Origin of the sequence: Vibrio diabolicus (assembly GCF_011801455.1) — a bacterium.
GTDB classification, from domain to species: domain Bacteria; phylum Pseudomonadota; class Gammaproteobacteria; order Enterobacterales; family Vibrionaceae; genus Vibrio; species Vibrio diabolicus.
Map to the genome: position 1 here is coordinate 1,371,504 of NZ_CP042452.1, position 17,933 is coordinate 1,389,436.

Annotated in this window: 15 protein-coding genes; 8 read left to right on the plus strand and 7 right to left on the minus strand. The window is 44.6% G+C overall.

The window, feature by feature from the left end:
• Positions 1-256: 256 nt before the first annotated feature.
• Together FR741_RS21380 and FR741_RS21385 are read right to left on the minus strand one after the other, a co-directional pair.
• Positions 257-2,416 carry a prolyl oligopeptidase family serine peptidase gene (locus FR741_RS21380; protein ID WP_167427660.1) on the minus strand — a complete coding sequence of 720 codons (2,160 nt, stop codon included), beginning with the start codon at positions 2,414-2,416 and terminating at the stop codon, positions 257-259.
• A 206-nt stretch (positions 2,417-2,622) separates the two neighbouring features.
• The gene (locus FR741_RS21385) at positions 2,623-4,194 is read right to left on the minus strand and encodes an ATP-binding cassette domain-containing protein (RefSeq protein ID WP_167427661.1); all 1,572 of its coding nucleotides are present in this window, start codon (positions 4,192-4,194) and stop codon (positions 2,623-2,625) included.
• 391 nt (positions 4,195-4,585) lie between these two features.
• Between FR741_RS21385 and FR741_RS21390 the strand changes: the two genes are divergently transcribed.
• The 3 genes from FR741_RS21390 (at position 4,586) to FR741_RS21400 (ending at position 7,751) form a co-directional block, all read left to right on the plus strand.
• The gene (locus FR741_RS21390) at positions 4,586-5,011 is read left to right on the plus strand and encodes a universal stress protein (RefSeq protein WP_005392539.1); all 426 of its coding nucleotides are present in this window, start codon (positions 4,586-4,588) and stop codon (positions 5,009-5,011) included.
• A 167-nt stretch (positions 5,012-5,178) separates the two neighbouring features.
• Positions 5,179-5,796, plus strand: a complete 618-nt coding sequence (locus FR741_RS21395; protein WP_005392538.1) for an NAD(P)H-dependent oxidoreductase — start codon at positions 5,179-5,181, stop codon at positions 5,794-5,796.
• On the plus strand, positions 5,793-7,751 hold the full coding sequence (locus FR741_RS21400) for a monovalent cation:proton antiporter-2 (CPA2) family protein (protein ID WP_167427662.1): 1,959 nt from the start codon (positions 5,793-5,795) through the stop codon (positions 7,749-7,751). Before FR741_RS21395 ends, FR741_RS21400 begins: the two co-directional genes overlap by 4 nt.
• A 99-nt stretch (positions 7,752-7,850) precedes the next feature.
• On the opposite strand, the gene FR741_RS21405 is transcribed toward FR741_RS21400, so the two are convergent.
• Positions 7,851-8,144, minus strand: coding sequence for a hypothetical protein (locus FR741_RS21405; RefSeq protein WP_167427663.1), 294 nt, complete (start codon positions 8,142-8,144; stop codon positions 7,851-7,853).
• Between the two features lie 245 nt (positions 8,145-8,389).
• On the opposite strand from FR741_RS21405, the gene FR741_RS21410 reads away from it, so the two are divergent.
• Positions 8,390-8,683 carry an ArsR/SmtB family transcription factor gene (locus FR741_RS21410; RefSeq protein ID WP_047008415.1) on the plus strand — a complete coding sequence of 98 codons (294 nt, stop codon included), beginning with the start codon at positions 8,390-8,392 and terminating at the stop codon, positions 8,681-8,683.
• Positions 8,684-8,791: 108 nt separating this feature from the next.
• Here the strand turns inward: FR741_RS21410 and FR741_RS21415 are convergent, their stop codons facing one another.
• Positions 8,792-10,141, minus strand: a complete 1,350-nt coding sequence (locus tag FR741_RS21415; RefSeq protein WP_167427664.1) for an alpha-amylase family protein — start codon at positions 10,139-10,141, stop codon at positions 8,792-8,794.
• A gap of 518 nt (positions 10,142-10,659) precedes the next feature.
• Between FR741_RS21415 and FR741_RS21420 the strand changes: the two genes are divergently transcribed.
• Entirely contained in the window at positions 10,660-11,016 is a 357-nt protein-coding gene (locus FR741_RS21420) for a MerR family transcriptional regulator (RefSeq protein ID WP_005392533.1), read from the plus strand.
• Between the two features lie 58 nt (positions 11,017-11,074).
• Positions 11,075-11,452 carry a carboxymuconolactone decarboxylase family protein gene (locus FR741_RS21425; RefSeq protein WP_167427665.1) on the plus strand — a complete coding sequence of 126 codons (378 nt, stop codon included), beginning with the start codon at positions 11,075-11,077 and terminating at the stop codon, positions 11,450-11,452.
• Positions 11,453-11,534: 82 nt separating this feature from the next.
• Here the strand turns inward: FR741_RS21425 and FR741_RS21430 are convergent, their stop codons facing one another.
• A complete protein-coding gene (locus FR741_RS21430; RefSeq protein ID WP_005375384.1) occupies positions 11,535-11,765 on the minus strand; it encodes a PAS factor family protein in 231 nt (76 codons plus the stop codon).
• Positions 11,766-12,049: 284 nt separating this feature from the next.
• Positions 12,050-14,476, minus strand: a complete 2,427-nt coding sequence (locus FR741_RS21435; protein ID WP_167427666.1) for a M9 family metallopeptidase — start codon at positions 14,474-14,476, stop codon at positions 12,050-12,052.
• A 448-nt stretch (positions 14,477-14,924) separates the two neighbouring features.
• On the opposite strand from FR741_RS21435, the gene FR741_RS21440 reads away from it, so the two are divergent.
• Positions 14,925-15,902: a hypothetical protein gene (locus FR741_RS21440; RefSeq protein ID WP_167427667.1), complete on the plus strand. Its 978-nt coding sequence runs from the start codon at positions 14,925-14,927 to the stop codon at positions 15,900-15,902.
• A gap of 31 nt (positions 15,903-15,933) precedes the next feature.
• Here the strand turns inward: FR741_RS21440 and accD are convergent, their stop codons facing one another.
• Positions 15,934-16,797, minus strand: coding sequence for an acetyl-CoA carboxylase, carboxyltransferase subunit beta (accD, locus tag FR741_RS21445; protein WP_047008421.1), 864 nt, complete (start codon positions 16,795-16,797; stop codon positions 15,934-15,936).
• Between the two features lie 142 nt (positions 16,798-16,939).
• On the opposite strand from accD, the gene FR741_RS21450 reads away from it, so the two are divergent.
• Positions 16,940-17,839, plus strand: coding sequence for a LysR family transcriptional regulator (locus FR741_RS21450; RefSeq protein ID WP_167427668.1), 900 nt, complete (start codon positions 16,940-16,942; stop codon positions 17,837-17,839).
• Positions 17,840-17,933: the final 94 nt, after the last annotated feature.

Here is a 17,933-nt window from a genome sequence, read left to right on the forward strand (position 1 = left end):
TAAATTTACCATATAAATAAGGAGTGCAATGGTGTTAGGTGATCGCGATCAAGTTTTATTTGTATCGTATATTACTCTTCAGGTAAAGAAGAGAGTTGTAATAAATTGCAAATACCTTAATTTAATTAGCCTTGCGGTCAATTTAGAATAGTTACTCCACAATAAATTGAAAGGAAATCACACTCTGTGATTCCCTTTTATTTTCGAGTGCAAAGAACCAATGCTTTTCGTTAACTAAAAACGCAAACGATTCGCACTATTGCAGTTTCTCTATCCCCATATTGAACAGTGCAAAGCTATAAATATCTGCATTTGTCTCAATTATTTTACGCGTTGGTGTGCCAGCACCATGTCCTGCATTGGTTTCGATGCGAATCAAGGTCGGATTTGAACCCGCCTGTTTTGACTGCAACTCAGCAGCAAATTTGTAAGAGTGAGCAGGAACAACACGATCATCATGATCACCCGTTGTAATCAATGTTGCTGGGTATTCCACCCCCGCTTTTACATTGTGCACTGGCGAATAACCTTTCAGATATTGGAACATCTCTTTACTTTGCTCTGCCGTACCGTAGTCATACGCCCAACCAGCACCTGCGGTAAAAGTATGATAACGCAGCATGTCCAGTACGCCGACTGCTGGCAGCGCCACTTTAAACAGCTCTGGACGTTGCGTCATAACAGCCCCCACTAACAAGCCACCATTCGATCCACCGTTAATGCCTAACTTGTTTGATGACGTTACCTTTTCATCGATTAGGAATTCAGCCGCCGCAATAAAGTCATCAAACACATTTTGCTTTTGCATTTGAATGCCAGCGTTGTGCCACTCTTTACCATACTCCCCACCGCCACGAATGTTCGCTACCGCGTAAACACCACCAAGCTCCAGCCAAGCCGCACGTGTCGGGCTAAAAGATGGTGTGAGGCTGATGTTGAAACCACCATAACCATATAGGATGGTTGGTGCACTGCCGTCCATCGGTGTCCCTTTTTTATAGGTGATGATCATCGGCACTTTTGTTCCGTCTTTTGAGGTGTAAAACACCTGGCGAGATTCATACAAAGCAGGGTCAAATGGCGCTTTAGATTTGTAGTACACCTCGCTATCACCATCTTTGATGTTCAGACGATACGTAGTGCTTGGCGTCTTGTAGTTGGTGAAAGAATAATAGACCTCGGTTTCTTCTTTTTTACCCGAGAAACCGTATGCGCTGCCAATATCAGGTAATTTGATTTCTCGAATGAGTTTGCCGTTCATGTCGTATTGCTTCACCATCGAGATCGCATCAACAATATAACTCGCAAACAAGTTGCCACCCGCGGTAGAAACACGTAACACGTTCTTTGTTTCAGGGATCAAATCTTTCCAGTTTTTGGGCTGCGGCTGACTCGCATCCACCGTCACGACGCGTTTGTTAGGTGCATTAAGGTTCGTAACCAAGTACAGCTTCGTGCCTTGGTTGTCTATTACCCAAGTATCAGAACTGGTGTTATCTAAAATGGTTTTAAGCGGGCTGTTTGGCTTACTCAGATCTTTAAAGAACAGTTTGTTACCCGATGTCGATATGCTGGCTGAGATAAACAAGTAGCGTTCATCATCCGACGTATAGCCGCCAACATAACGGTATTTCTCTTCCTCAAAGCCGCCGAAAATCAGCTGGTCTTCACTTTGTTTCGTCCCAAGCTTATGAAAGTAGAGCTTGTGTTGATCCGTCTTCGCGGAAAGTTCACTCCCCTTTGGCTTGTCATAACTTGAGTAATAGAAGCCTTGATTGCCGAGCCAACTGATGCCGCTGAACTTAATATCCACCAGCGTTTCGCCGACGGGCTTTTTGGTTTCTGTCTCTAGAACTATGACTTTTCGCCAATCGCTACCGCCTTCCGAAATGCTGTATGCAACTAAAGATCCATCTCGTGAAAAGCTCACTCCCGCTAACGATGTGGTGCCATCTTCACTAAAAGTATTTGGATCGAGGAAAATTTCTGCTTCACCATCACCTAGCTGCCGATAAAGCACATCTTGGTTTTGTAGCCCGTCATTTTTGTAGAAATAAGTGAACTTACCCTCTTTGAACGGTTGACTTTGTTTTTCGTAATCCATGAGCTTAGTAATGCGCTCTTCAATCTGCTCGCGGTAAGAGATTTTCAACAGATAATCAAACGTCACTGCATTTTGTGCCTTCACCCATTCTGCGGTTTCTGGGCTGAGATCGTCTTCCAACCAGCGATAAGGATCACTCACTTTTGTACCAAAGTAGTCATCGACAACATCCACTTTTTGTGTGGTTGGGTACGTGATGGCTTTCGGGTTTACCTGTTCAACCGACGACTGCGCCGCTTCATTTGCATGCGCCACAGACAACACACTTCCGAGTGCGAGAGCCGTTGCGAATGCTAGGGTGTTCTTTTTCATGAAATTCCTTTTTATTTTTCTGTTGTCTTTTTGTGCAATACATCAGAACTCTACTATATATCGACAAAATGAATCTAATTTCATTAAACGAGTTGTGAAAGCCATCCTAACTCCCTCATTTCCCGCCAATTCTACATATCGGTAAGTGGCGGTGTAGAGCTTAGGAACAACGCTGAAGAGCTACGATGGCGTTTACTCTCTTTCGTTTAATTCAGTTCGATTTGACGCAAAACCCCAGACTCAGAAGCGAAATCTTGGTCGTGACTAATCAGAACAAATCCACCTTTGTATGTATTTAACGCCTGACTAAGCATTATTTTTGACTCGAGATCGAGATGATTATCTGGCTCATCAAGCAGCAGCAAAGGCTGGGAGTGTTGATGGCTGACGATCAGCATTGCGAGCTTCATCTTCTCGCCACCACTGAGTATGCATCCCAACCGAAACACAGCGTCTCGACGAAAACCGATCCCGGCCAATAAGGTTCTCGCTTCACTTTCCGTCATCTCTTGGCAGGTCTCCATTACGTTCTCAAGTAACGAAAGATTTGGATTCACTGCGCCAAAGTGTTGGTCGAGATAATACAAGGGTGTATTCACTTGCAGCTCACCACTCAGCAACGACAACTCGCCAAGCAACGTCTTTAACAAGGTTGACTTTCCGCAGCCATTTTTCCCTTTGAGATGGACTTTATCGTTCGCAAAAATCTGCAAAGTGATAGGAGTAGAATCCCCAAAAGGCAATATACCTTCTTGTATCGACAACACTTTTCGCGAACGGTTCGGATTATCTGCAAGATAAAGCTTTTGCGCTTTGAGCTGCTCATGTCGCGATAGCAACGCCTGTTCTTTGGCTTGTAAATGCGCTTGTCTGAGTTGCTCATTCTTATTGCGATTTGAGGCGCTGGCGGTCGCGCTATCCTTTTTTCCATCAAGCAAAATTTTGGGCTGACTGCCGTCTTTGCGCAGTTTGTTCCCTTGCGCGGCGCGTTGGTCTGCTTTTTCGCGATTTTTCTGGGCTTGCTCGGCTAATCGTTTTTTCTGTTTATCGACTTGCGCTAACTGCCTCTCGACCGCTTGCAGTTCAGTGCGTTTTTGCTCGGCATACACATCGTAATCTCCACCAAAAACCTGTAAACCTAGGCCCGAGAGTTCCCAAATTTCCTCCATTGCTCGAAGCAGCTCGCGATCGTGACTGATGAGTAAAATCGCGCCACCGAAATGCCTCATAGACTCTATCAACCATTGTTTCGCCTCGGTATCGAGGTGATTGGATGGCTCATCGAGAATCAAAAGTTCCGTTTCGTTTTCAAACAACTGCCATAACTGCAAACGCGCCAACTGACCACCACTGAGCCGAGCACAAGAGAAATCAGGGTCTTGCGGTAAGCCCATCGCCGCAAGCTGCTGTTTGAGTTTCAGTTCAATATCCCACTGTTCGCCAACCAGTTCGAACCAATGCTCAGAAACATCACCTTGTTCAATCTGCTTTAAAGCATGTAAGACCGAGTCTGTTCCCAGAAACTGGGCGATCGATTGCTGACCTGAAAGCAAATCAGACGGCTGCTGGCGATACATCATGAAAGAAGAGGGAGAAGTCACAACACCGCTGGCAGGTTGAGTTTCGCCCGCCAAAATGGAAGCCAAAAGCGACTTACCGATGCCATTGCGCCCGACCAAACCAACACGTCGTTTAGTCATGGAACAAGAAATAGACTGGAATAGCGTCTCGCCATTATCAAACTGATGGCTAACATTAAAAGCTTGTAAAACTGGCATAATTTGCCTCCTGTATGACAGGGACAACAGCCGTAGCTATGATTTGAGATTGAAACAAAACGCGTGCACAAACGCATTAAGCTTTATGTACAGCTCGACGATAAACGTCAAATCAAAAAGTCGTCTTGTTGCAAAGAAATATCGGAAAGTGAGCTACGCCTACTAACCCTGCAGATCCAAAAAATAAGTAAAAATATGGATAACAGGTTTAGTTCTTCATGTTGGCGTAATCTCCTAGAGAAATGATTTGCGAAGTTTAGCGGGTTTTCTGACTAAAAAGCAAGCAGCATTATTTATCAAAACTTTGAACGATTTCGAGATCTTATCTACACAAATTTTGCCCAAGCCATACTATGCTTACAGTAAAGCTAATCCACATAAGGGCGTGGTAATGAAATACAAACATATCCTTGTTGCACTCGAACTGTCCGATGAGAGCACTGTTCTGATCGACAGAGCCGTAGCGATGGCTAACTATCTCGACTCCGATATTTCATTCATCCATATTGATGGAACTCACGGGGAAATTTATCGTGAGCTCGTAGACATTAAAGAGAACCCAGACCAAAGGCCGCTGAATGAGCACTCTATGGAATGTTTGAGAACATTCAGTGAGTACATGGATTATCCACTCAAACACTTCTTCGTGGGTACTGGTGATTTAGCCGATAAGCTCGAAATTACCATCAAAGAGCAAGAAGTGGACTTGTTGATTTGTGGACATCATCAAGATTTCTGGAGCAAAATCATTTCCTACTCAAGACATCTTATCAACAAGTCACCAGTCGATATTTTAGTCGTTCCTATTCATGATTAATTAGAATTTGACGCTTGCCAAAACCACCAACTTATTTGGTGGTTTTTTATTGATATTGAAACAGCTTAAGCACTTTTCCAAGCTAGCTTGACGGCCATTTATGAGTTACATTTTCTAACCAACCTGCGCTCCTACCGGGCATGGTTATTTAGATAGCAAGGATCCTTATGGCGAATAAAAAAGTATTAATTCTCTTTGCTCATCCTTCCCAGCATCGTTCAGAAGTGAATACTCCACTTTTCAAAGAAGCTCAAAAAATTGAAGGCGTGACATGTGTTGATCTCTATGGTGAATACCCTCGTTTCGATATCAATATCGACCGTGAACAACAACGCTTGCGTGAGCATGATGTAGTGGTTTTTCAATTCCCACTATATTGGTATTCAACCCCAGCAATTTTAAAAGAGTGGCAAGATCTGGTTTTGGAGTATGGCTTTGCTTACGGCACTGAAGGAACCGAACTACAAGGTAAAACCATGCTGTGCGTGCTTTCGGCCGGCGGCAAGGAAGAAGCTTATAAAGCCGAAGGCTACAACCATTTTACGATTCGGGAACTGCTCGCTCCTATTGAGCAAATGTCAGCGCTCACGGGTATGCACTACATTGCGCCTCTTGCTTTGTTCGGCGCACGTACTGCCGAAGAAGAAGGACGAATACCCCGTCATGTCGAACGGTACAAAAGCCTGCTAACAGCATTAGTCGAAGATAGACTGGATGTTGAAGCAGCTGCGTCATTAATCAAACTCAACAGCGCACTTCCGAAGCTCATCAAGGAGGCTTCATGACAGGGATATTCTTACAAGCCTTCGTGTATTTGATTGCCGCTGTAATTGCGGTACCACTTGCCAAGCGTTTAGGGCTCGGTTCCGTTTTAGGTTACCTCATCGCTGGTGTGGTAATTGGTCCAATTATCGGTTTAGTCGGTGAAGAAACAACGACAATTCAGCACTTTGCCGAATTTGGCGTGGTGATGATGCTATTCCTAGTGGGGTTAGAGCTAGAGCCTAAAATGCTCTGGTCAATGCGAAATCGTTTAATGGGCTTAGGCGGTCTTCAAGTTGGCGGTACCATCGCGGCGATTATGGGTATTGCCCTGTACTTTGAGCAGCCTTGGACCATTGCCTTAGCCATCGGCTTGATTTTCGCCCTTTCTTCTACCGCGATTGTTTTGCAAACTTTTAGCGAAAAAGGGTTAACGAAGACAGAAGGCGGACAAAACGCGTTCTCTGTTTTGCTTTTCCAAGATATCGCTGTTATCCCGATGTTGGCCTTTATTCCATTGCTGGCCCTGCCGGAGTTAGTCGAACAAGCACAAAATGCCGTTCAAACTGCTGCGCAGCATCATGACGATTTAAACCTCGTGGCCGATTTACCGGGCTGGGCGTACGGAATAGTCATCACAGCATCGATTGCGATTGTCGTCGTTGGTGGTCACTTTTTAAGTCGACCTCTGTTGAGCTATGTTGCTAGCTCTGGGCTGCGTGAGATTTTTACCGCCACCGCATTGATGCTGGTGATCGGCATCGCAGCACTGATGAGTTTGGTTGGCTTATCTCCTGCCTTAGGAACGTTCTTGGCTGGCGTTGTATTGGCGAACAGCGAATTTCGCCACGAGTTAGAGTCCAATATCGAACCATTTAAAGGGTTGTTGCTGGGTCTGTTCTTCATCACCGTCGGCGCAGGGATCAATTTCTCAGTTCTATTTGGTGACTTCTGGTTGATCATGGCACTGACCATTGGCGTGATGGTATTGAAAGCCTTGGTGCTATTTATTCTCGCGCTGATATTTAGAGTGAAAGGCAGCAACCGCTGGCTGTTTACCTTAAGCTTGGCTCAAGCGGGTGAATTTGGTTTTGTGTTGCTAAGCTTCTCTGTGCAAAACCACGTCATTCCGTTTGAACTCTCGCAAACGCTTGCGCTGGTTGTTGCTATCTCAATGTTCTTAACGCCAGGTTTGTTCATTCTATTTGACAAATTAATACTGCCGCGTTTTGAAACTCAATCAAACGAAAGGGAAAGCGATACGATTGAAGAAAAAGGCACAGTAATCATCGCTGGTATCGGCCGTTTTGGTCAGATTGTTAACCGCTTGCTTGTTTCTAATGGTGTAACAACAGTGGTGCTCGATCACCAAGCCAACCAAGTTGATAACATGCGCCAGATTGGCACTCGTGCTTATTTTGGCGATGCGACTCGACCAGATATGCTGCACACTGCAGGCATCGAACATGCGGCTGCGTTGGTCGTCGCAATTGATAACCAAGAATCGAGTGTGGAACTGGTGAAGTACGTCAAACACACGTACCCCAAAGTAACGGTGATCGCACGCGCCTTTGACCGTGGTCACGGCTATCTTTTGCGTCAAGCTGGGGCTGATATTATTGAATCGGAAACCTACCATTCCGCATTGGAGATGGGTGGTCACACGATGAAAGCACTCGGTATTCATCCCTTCTTTGTTGAGCAGCAAAAAGCGACATACAAGCGTGTTGAAGCACGCAAGTCCGAGATACTCTACAAAGCTTGGGAAGATGATTCTGAAGGCGAACGTTATGACAACAATTTCCGACAACTGTTTATTCAGTTAGAGGAAAAAATGGCGGAAGAGATGCAAAAAGATCGCCATGACAAACTCTCGCGCTCAGAACGTGGTTGGACGCCACCGCCGAAAGGTTACGCCGATGACTTCAATGAAGGTAACGTTCAAGAACTAACACCGCCGAGAGAAGAGCCGATCTGACGGTAACTTGCTCAATATTAAAAACCTCCCGTTTGGGAGGTTTTTCTTTTTCAGTACCGAGTCACATGCCGTGCAGGATAAAATGATCTTCTCACGAGATTACATAAGATCATTCATTAAAATCTCATACTCTTCGTTTGCTTCTTCCACTAAGTGAGAAAGCTCTAACGCATCAGTAACTGCAAGATTGAACTGCCACGGAGTTGTGTCTTCTTTACCACAGATTCGAGTTTCACACCCATGGCTCTCAAAAGACAAATCATCAAACTCTGTGGTATGGCGCTCTTGAAGTTCTACAATCTCAACTTCTAATTTACCGACAGGGTTAACTTTAACGTGAGCATGTAAATCTGAACTGTTAGACAAACAATAATCTCTATGAACCGCAATCATGGCCGCCTCCTTGGTCTGCCAACTGACAACTCACCCATGAGTGTAGACGAGGGAGTTTGAACGTGGGGTGAAATAATAATGAAGATTGATCTGTCTCATTGGAGTAGACAATTATTGTTGTGCTGGTATGAGCCGGTATGAATCTCATCTGATTTAAATCGTTCCTAGATCACAAGAGTTGGCATTTACCGAGACTTTCCCTATTATCGAAACAAATTTACTGTAGTCATTCTTTAGAGGTCAGTATGGAGCTTGAAGCCGTCGCTAAAGCACTAAAAGAGTTAGGTCATCCTACTCGTTTAAGTATTTACAAAGAAGTTGTCAAAGCTGGATACAAAGGTATCGCGGTAGGCGGCGTACAAGAAAAGCTTGGCATTCCTGCTTCCACTCTCTCTCATCATATTTCTAGTCTAGCCTCAGCCGGGCTTATCACCCAACGTCGTGAGGGGCGAACCCTTTTTTGCGTTGCAGAGTACCAATGTTTAGATGATGTGATCGGCTTTTTAAAGGCTGAATGTTGCGTTAATGAGTGCTCATAACCTCATAGCAGAGGCGAAAGACTTCGGTTTTACATTAGACTTTACCCGTTCTTGAATGACCGCCGACAAACATAAACACCGAGCTCGCTAAGCTCGGTGTTTTATTTTTTAGTTTTCGACGAGCAACATTGAGGCTTTAGGTGGCACAATTAACTTACCGTCAGATGGAACGTCCTGCTCCGTCATCAAATCCACCCAGTCGCCATCCATTTTCAATGCCAAAGACTGCTGACGCTGCGATTTATTAAGCACGACAATGCCTTTGCTCCCTCGCTTAAGTACCAGCATATCATCGTTACCTTCAAGAACACTCATCGACTCGCCATGCGTCATATTATGGAATTGGATCATTTTCGCCATTCGCGGATCGTTCCATGCGCCTTGCCATCTTGGCTTGCCATTTTTATCTGTAATACCGCTAGTGTTTAAGTCGGTATAAACCAATGGCACACCACCATCGCGGCCTAGAATGTAGGCATAAGCTAACCATTCATTTTCCTCATCCATGATCAGATCAAGAAAAACGTCATTGTTAGGAATGTCATGCGTGACAACAAATGTAATCGCGCGACCGGGCGAAAGGGCCTGACCGAAACAGTATGGGTCAATCAACGACTTGAAACTGCCCTTTTTAGCGAACGCCTTAAAAATGGTCGAGAACAACGGGAAATCATAAGCGCCTAAGCGAGTTTCCTGTAAATACGGCTCAAGAAACAACTGATACTCTTCCTCTGTCGCACCGCCATCGGTAATAATTTCGCCAAATATATGCACATCGCGCGTGATGTCGTCTGTCCAAACACGTTTAAGATGCTCTAGCGTCATGTGTTTCGCGGCATCAATACGAAAACCTTTCACACCAATGGCTTTCAATGCTTTTAGGTAAGCGCGTTGCTGCTCAACGACATGGTCACAAACACGGAGGGTTGGCAAGCCAGGATCGGTTGGTCCACCTGTGATGCGTCCATTTTGTACCTGCCATTTATCTTTCCAGTCTTTAATACCGAATGCTTCAACAAAGTCCTCTTCATCAAAAAGCGGTTGAGATAAGTCGCCAAATAACGTTAGCGACTGATATTTCTGTTTGTTTTGTTGGTATTCCTCCAGGACCTCTTGCCTTGGGTATTGGAGGTCTCGGCGAAGGTGGGCCTCATTTGCCATATGGTTAAACACCACGTCAGCGTAAACCCACACGCCAACTTGCTCCAGTTCACGAACCATACGGATAAAGTCTTTGGTATCACCCAACGCATTGTCGATGACACGGTAATCTTGAGGTTGATAGCGCTGCCACCAGCGATCATCCTGGGCGCTTTTCATTGGTGGCGAAACCAGCACGGAGCCGTAACCTAGCTCGTGGATTTCTTTTGCTCGTTGGGCAATGTCAGCATACTTCCAATCAAACGCATGTAAGATAACATTCGCACCGAATGATTGTATTTCCTGTGAGCCACTCATGTTGTTCTCCTACTCGTTTTCACTCACGATTACTTGTTTGCATTTTTTTGTGAGTGAATTCAATAGTCGAAATTATAAGAGCTATTCATCAGACGCCCTCACCCTTTTCGCCCTAACTCAAGGCTGAAAATGAAGGCGTAGTGACTCCTCCATTGCCCAAGTAGAAACGGCTCTGGACGTAAACGAGTAGATGACATTCAAGCACACCGCACATAAAACAAACTAAATCATTGTTTTGTATTGCAAAAAATTGCATTCAAAATATATAAAAGAAAATGCCCGGGTACGCCCTAAAGGAGGCCAAAGACTAAAAACAGCCAAACCACTCTATTGAGTAACTAATTTTTAATAAAGTGAAACTGGCAGGTGGATCACGTTTGGCGCGTATTCAAAACAGCCCCCTTCTGCGTATCCCACCTTAAAACATGGAAGATTACCGTTTGTATCTATCCCGAAATGACTTCAAAATGCGGAACTTAGCTTATGCCTATTGGTATGAATTACCTTGGAGGGTAATCATGAATATCAAAGAGTTTTCTAGCCTCGTCGGCTTGTCTGCTCATACACTTCGATACTATGAAAAAATTGGCTTACTTAAACATGTCCATAGAAACGCGAGTGGGCATCGAGTGTATAGTGCGAAAGATCTAAGCTGGATTAGCTTCGTAAAGCGATTAAAAGAAACTGCAATGCCGCTTGAAGAGATTCTGGAATATGCAAAATTAAGGGAAGTCGGCTCAGAGTCTGTACGACAACGCCAAGCCTTGCTAGAGCAACACCAAGAAAACCTCAAGCTCCACATTGAACAGCAGCAAAAGCACTTAACGGCTCTAGAAGAAAAAATTGCCTTGTATAAAAGCGGAAAAGTTCGTTGACTTAGAGTTAACTCTAAGGATTAAGGTATGTTTGCATTTATTCACTAGGAACATATCGATGGAACAATCACGCTTTAACAAAGGATTAGAACTACTCTCTCACATTGATGGCGACGCTGGTCATAACGTCATCGAAAGCTTACAAGATATTTGCCCAGATTTAGCTCAGTACACCATTGAGTATCCGTTTGGCGATATTTATGCTCGCCCAGGCTTAGACCTAAAATCGAGAGAAGTCTCAACCGTCGCCGCGCTAACGGCAATGGGGAATTGTACACCACAACTGAAAATACATCTCAATGCAGCACTGAATGTAGGCTGCAGCGAGGCTGAAATTAAAGAAGTCATCTTACAGATGTCCGTCTACGCAGGGTTTCCAGCGGCATTAAACGGCATGTTTGCCTTCAAAGAAGTGCTAGCGGAAAGAGCAGAGTAATCACGACGTTGAAATCAATTTAAAGGCAATTAAATTAAAAACGGCCCTTGGGGATCGGGCCGTGATTTAAACAACGAGTGAATTAGCGCTCAGGGGTTTCAAGCAGTTTAACCGCGCAATCTACCGCGTTGTTAATGCCTTGACTACTCTCCAACTTGCCTGAACTTGCAGGACCAAGGGCACAAGAATACAAAGCCAGCTGCTTATCGAACGGCAGATCCAACTGTTCATATAGATTTTGTCGGATTCTTGCATGTTGTTCTGGTTCTTGGTTAGCAAGGCTAATCAACGTTTCATAAATAAGCGTTTTCATGTCTTTCCCTTTTCACTTTATTGCACGGGGTGCATATATATTGTATCCGTTTGGAAAGCACAAATCAGAAGCTAGGTCACAGAACGCGTCGCTAAAAAAGTTTATGTGCACGGTAAATTGTAATACAAACCTAAAGCCGTTTAGAAAAAGAGCAAAGGATAACTCGATAAATCAGCCGATTAACTAGCATTCGCCGCTGTTTGATCACAATAGCGTCCGATACAAACAAAAACGCCGCTCAATGAGCGACGTTTTTATCTCGATTTCAGCTAATCAAGCATGTTTTAGTTGAAGTGCACTAACATTTCAACGTCATCACCTTGTTCTGGTGCTTGAAGAGAGAAGTGCACATAACCAGCTTCAGTAACAGGAATCGCAAGGTATTCGTTGCTACCTGCATAGTTGGACACGTACTCGTGTTGCTCAACCGTAGGCCAATGCTCTCTGCTGGCGTATAGATCGACATTACCCGTTTGAGAGTGAGCCGTTAGCCATACACGAATCTCTTCAACACCTTCAGGTACATACACTGCCGCATAACGCTGCTTGTGAACGGTCAGCATTTTTGCTTCACCAGACTCTAGTACCACCGGTGCCAAATCGTCTTGCACTTGTGTTGGCGGTGTTTGCGCTTCAACGTCTAAAGCAGCCACAAGATTCACAGAGTCATAGCTATCACGGCCAGTTAAACTGATGTAGTAACGACCCGCTTTAACGTAACCATCTTGCTCTGGTTCAAACACAATCTCTTCATTGCTGCCATCAGCATATTGACTCATTTCGAAATCATAGTAATGCGCGACTTTGTTGTAGCTCATGTAAAGATCCGCATCACCCGCGCCCTCAATAGATACATTGAAGTTAACGGTGTTGGCTGGAACATCAACGTAGAACAGTTTTTCGCTGTATGCTTCGCCACTGAGTTGAATGCTTTGGTTCGCCGTCAATTCAGTCACTTGTGCTTCAGGTTCTGTTGGTTCTATTGGCTCTTCTGGGTCAGTACCTGGTTGCTCTGGCTCCACTTCTAACGTATCCAACCAGCGTTCAAACTCTGCGTCATATTGTTGACCTAATGTCGTCACCTGTTGCGCCCACTGTTCAAACTGACCAGTGCGCGACAACGCCAACAAGCTTTCTACGTCTTGCGGATGATTTTCCAGCATGAATCGAACGGCCAAGTAACCCCAACGATAGATACGATTAGTATCGTGAGAATATGTGGTATCAAACACAGTTGAAAGGCTCAATTTACCGCCTGCAATCAGTTCGATCGCAGCTTGGTAGCCTTGTTTGTAATGCATGTATTCAGCAAAACCTTCCAGCCACCACACGATATGACCGTGGGCTAAGTTATCACTGAATGAGCCGTACTGGTTAAATCGCGCGTCCAAATAGTGCGTGTACTCATGCTCTAGATTCAAAATCGATAAATCTTCGCCATTCGCATAGCGATAAGCCACGAAACGGGCGGTATTGTCCGCTTTTGATGGATTCCCTTCAAGGTACTGACCACCGTTGTCCGTTGTATTACCAAACAGGAACGAAGAATAATCAACGTAGCTGTCGTTACTAGCAAACACCGCCACCTCAACACGGTCATTCAAGTCATCAGCGACAGGTTGATTGCCCGTATTCGCCACTTGATGGAAGTCGGCTTCTTTCGCAGCCAGCACTTCACACGCTTTCGCAGCTTGAGCATCGGTCAGATCTTCAGAGCGAATGATGGCAGGTCCCTGACACTCAAAACGATTTGGCATCACGCGCGCTGCTAGATCTTGCTTCGCTTGATCTAGGTCCAGACCGTTTAAACCTTCAGGTGCGTAGTAGCTCATCATCTCTATGGCAGCAAGCCACAGTTTGTCATGCTCACTACCCAGTGGATAACGCTGCATCACTTGTTGCATCACAGCCAAGGCTTTGCGTTTGGTCTCCTGATCTGGGCTCGCAAGCAAACGACCAGTTTCACGTAATGCATTGAAAACAATAAAGCTCGCATCCGTATCCAATGCCCAAGCGTTATCAGATGCGAATCTCGCTAATGTATCAATATGGTGAGTATTGTTTGCCATGTAGCGGTAGAACTCATCGTTTGCTACATGACCTGCCATAGAACGGAACAGGTTGTTTAAACCATCGACCCATTGCGTGTCCTGCGCGGTTTCACGGTTAAAGTGCATCAACGCGGCCATCATGCTATCCATGGTCAGCGGCAACTGCTTCACGTTATCAACCATCAAAGTCAAGCTCTTCATTGCGCCAACTTGTTCACGGCCTTGATCCAAAGCATGAGGGTTGTTAAGGAATAGGTTCGTCGACTGAGCAAAACGCTGACTCAACGCTTCTGAAAACTCAGGTGTACCTGTGCCAGCATTGTAACGAACGTAGTATGCAGCACGAATAAACTCGCCCAGATTTTCTAGAACACGAGCTTGCTCTGCTTCTCCACGATAGCGTGCAATTTCTTGATCCAACGCGACTTGGATACGGCTTAAGCTCGCTTCGCTGTAAATATCGTTCAGCGTTGCGGAAGGAGCTGAAAACCAAGCGTGGTAGCAATCATACTCAGCACCAGAAACGGCAGCAGCCAAGTCTCTCGATTGTTGTAAATCAGCAACAGCGCACTGGTTTTGTGCAAAAGAGAAGCTAGACACACTCGCTAGCATACAAGCAAGCGCCAAACGATGGCGCGGGAAAAAACGGATATGAGACATAACAACACTCATTGATTATTAACATACATGGAGTGGGGGTTTATATTCTTTACAGCTCAAACAGTGAAATCAGTGTCATAAAATTTATGAAATCGCTCCCAAAAATAGGCTTTTTACTCTAAATTTATGGGATCAATCCCAACCCAAGATTTCTCACAATTATCAATAAAAACATTAATTTACCTTTTTCTAAATAACGACTTTATGAGGAAAATTGCCCTTAAACGCCCCCCTTAACTCTTCCAGATAGAGTTCACGACAATCAAAGGTTCTAAATTAAATTTTGATGCTTGATACCATCTATTTTTATTTGTGACTCATTCCCAATAAGTCATCGAGTGCATATCAAAAGGTTGGCATTAATGGTAAATTCTCCGCCAAATCAAACACATTTACTCCTCGAGTCATTGATGAGTGAATAAAGCAGATATTTGGCTAGGGATAATACATGTCACTTTGGGGATTTTTGGGAGCGGGGATTGCCTACTTCATGACAACGTTTGCCTTTGTTTTTGGCGGCATTTTTTGGTTATGTGCTGAAGGTAATACATTAAGAGAAACAAAGCGCCAATCATCAATAATGTCCGGGGTTATTGCTTGTACTATTGGAACTTGGGTGCTTGCTTTTGGTGTTTACGTTTACGGTTACTTTTGGGATAACTCTTCTCACTATTATTTTTATTTGCTCGCTCCATGGGGACTTGCCATTTTTGGGGTAAAACTTCGTAACCGCAGGGTTAAGCAATACGCGCGTGTAAAACACGCAAAAGAAGAACAGTGGCAAAAGCGCTGGCGAGAATTATTAGGGGAAGATACTGAAGATCTTCCACCATATCCACATGATTACGAGCTCTACTCGGGCATTTGGCAAGCCAATGAAGCGCTCCGAGAACAGTGTTTTTCAGCCCTTCCTCACGGGAAAGCAGTCTACGAGAGAGTGAAAGCCTTCCAAACGATGGCATCCCCCGCTGGTGACATAAACAATCAAGTTTTGCTGAGTAAACTCGATCAACTAGAGGATGAAATCATTCAAGTTCTTGAGCAACACTCGCAAAAGAAAGTAAGCATTAAAACTGGCTCAGGTACTTTACGCAAAGAGTCAAAACGCAATGTTTATCGCCATGAGAATGGCCCAACAGAAGATCAACTGTGCGACTCAATCAATCTCCAACATGATTTGGATCGAGAGCTACGCAACATTATCTATGATCGGCTCGGTTACGATGGCGAAGATGAGTACTTTTTCCTCCGAGCGCCACTCGAAGAGCTTACCGAGAATGAAACCGCAATCAACTGGATGCTCTGGGGTTTAGTAAGCGACCATTTTGCTGTTGACCCATACCAAACGGCGTTGGATCTCAGCCTAATGAATGCGGAACCAAGATGGGGCCAAAATGAACGGTTTGTAATGATTACGGCTCAATAAACGCAAGTACTAAGTCTAACTTTAATACAACCTATTCTGAGACCACCCTCGCGTTGGTTAACTTAGCCAATAAGCCGCCAACGCGATCACGCATTTCACGTCTGTCCACAATCATATCTAATGCGCCATGTGCCAATAAAAACTCACTTCTTTGAAACTCGTCTGGTAGCTTTTCACGTACCGTTTGTTCAATAACACGCCTTCCCGCAAAGCCGATGCTTGCTTTAGGCTCACCAATATTGATGTCTCCCAACATGGCTAAACTCGCCGAGACGCCACCATAAGTTTGGTCCGTCAATACTGAGATATAGGGTAATCTGTGCTCAGATAAATGGTTTAACGCGGCGCTGGTTTTTGACATTTGCATTAGTGCTACCAAAGACTCTTGCATGCGCGCCCCTCCGCAAGCAGAAAAACACACTAGCCCAGATTTTGTATTAATCGCAGTTTCAACGGCGCGGACAAATTTCTCGCCAACCACCGCCCCCATCGAGCCAGCCATGAAAGAGAATTCAAACGCACAAGCTACAACAGGCAAGCCTAGCAACTTCCCCTGCATCACAACCAAGGCATCTTTTTCTCCAGTCGTTTTCTGCGCGATGGCAATTCGCTCTTTATATCGCTTTAAGTCTTTAAAACCCAAAATATCCTGCGGTTCCAACTCACTTGCCAACTCTTGCTGTGTTCCATGATCCAGAAAAGTGTTCAACCTTTGACGTGCAGCCATTCTCATGTGATGAGAGCACCTAGGACATACTTCCAAATTCTCTTTTAATGCCGCGCGATAAAGTATTTGTTCACATTCAGGGCATTTTGTCCAAACGCCCTCAGGAATAGACGCTTTGCGCGAACCTATTATATTCTTATTCTCAAATAACCTTTCTAGCCAACTCATGAGTACCTCATTATTGATCACCTCGTAGCACGACATCTGCATCGTTTGCCCGCTCTGACTGTTAAATAAAATTGTATGCAACTCAGTCTGAGGATAAAGTGCAATATGCTGGCTTGATAATCCAATAAAGTGGGACAATAGAATGTTTGATAACGTCGACCAAATCTGGTTAAAAAGTTTTCACTGTGTGTATGAAAACAACAGCTTTAAGCGAGCCGCTGAGTGTTTGAATATACCAACATCGAATGTCAGCCGACATATTGCCCTGCTTGAAGAAAAGTTAAACATCAGGTTGTTCAATAGAACGACAAGGCGAATGACGCCTACCGAGGCTGGAGAAGAGCTCTATAGCAGCACTCGTCCATTATTGGAACAACTCAACAACGCGCTAGAAACCGTGACTCGCCACTCGCACACTGTAACGGGAGAGCTACGTATTCTTATGCCAGACACACCTGTACTGGCCAAAGCGCTTGTCACCTTTTGCACGCAATACCCGTCAATCTCTTTGTCTTGCGATACAACGCTAAACCCAAAAGATGAGGTTATTGATAGCTTTGATGTCATTTTGAGTTTTCATAGAGGGACTTTGTCTGACAGCAATTGGGTAGCAAGGGAAATAAAACGCTGGCCCAGCGCTATTTTGGCTGCGCCTCAACTGCTTAATAAGTGCGGCCGCCCTTACAAAATTACGGATTTAAATCATGTTCCCTGTATTACGACACTTACTGCTGTAAATGGCGCTCCCTGGGTGTTTAAAAACCCCGACGGAGGTCATATTACGCAAACAGTACAATCATCGTTCAAAGTAAACAGTGGTCATCTCGCTAAATCTGGCGCGTTATCAGGGCTTGGATACGCAATACTTCCAATAGAGTCATGCAAAGACGAGATCGAGAGCGGCAAGCTTGAAGTCATCCCTCTAGAATACGAACCTGAAGATTTAGTGCTTTATGCGTTTTACTCTTCTAGAAAGCACTTAGCCAAGAAAACCTCTATGTTTGTTGAGCACTTAAAACAACTCGCGAAACTTAACGCCTAGTTAATCACTAATCATTTATCCCAATAAATATAAAAACTGGCATAGTAGAGCAATTCGACATGAGATTTTCTCAAATAAAAAAGCCAAAAAGCCA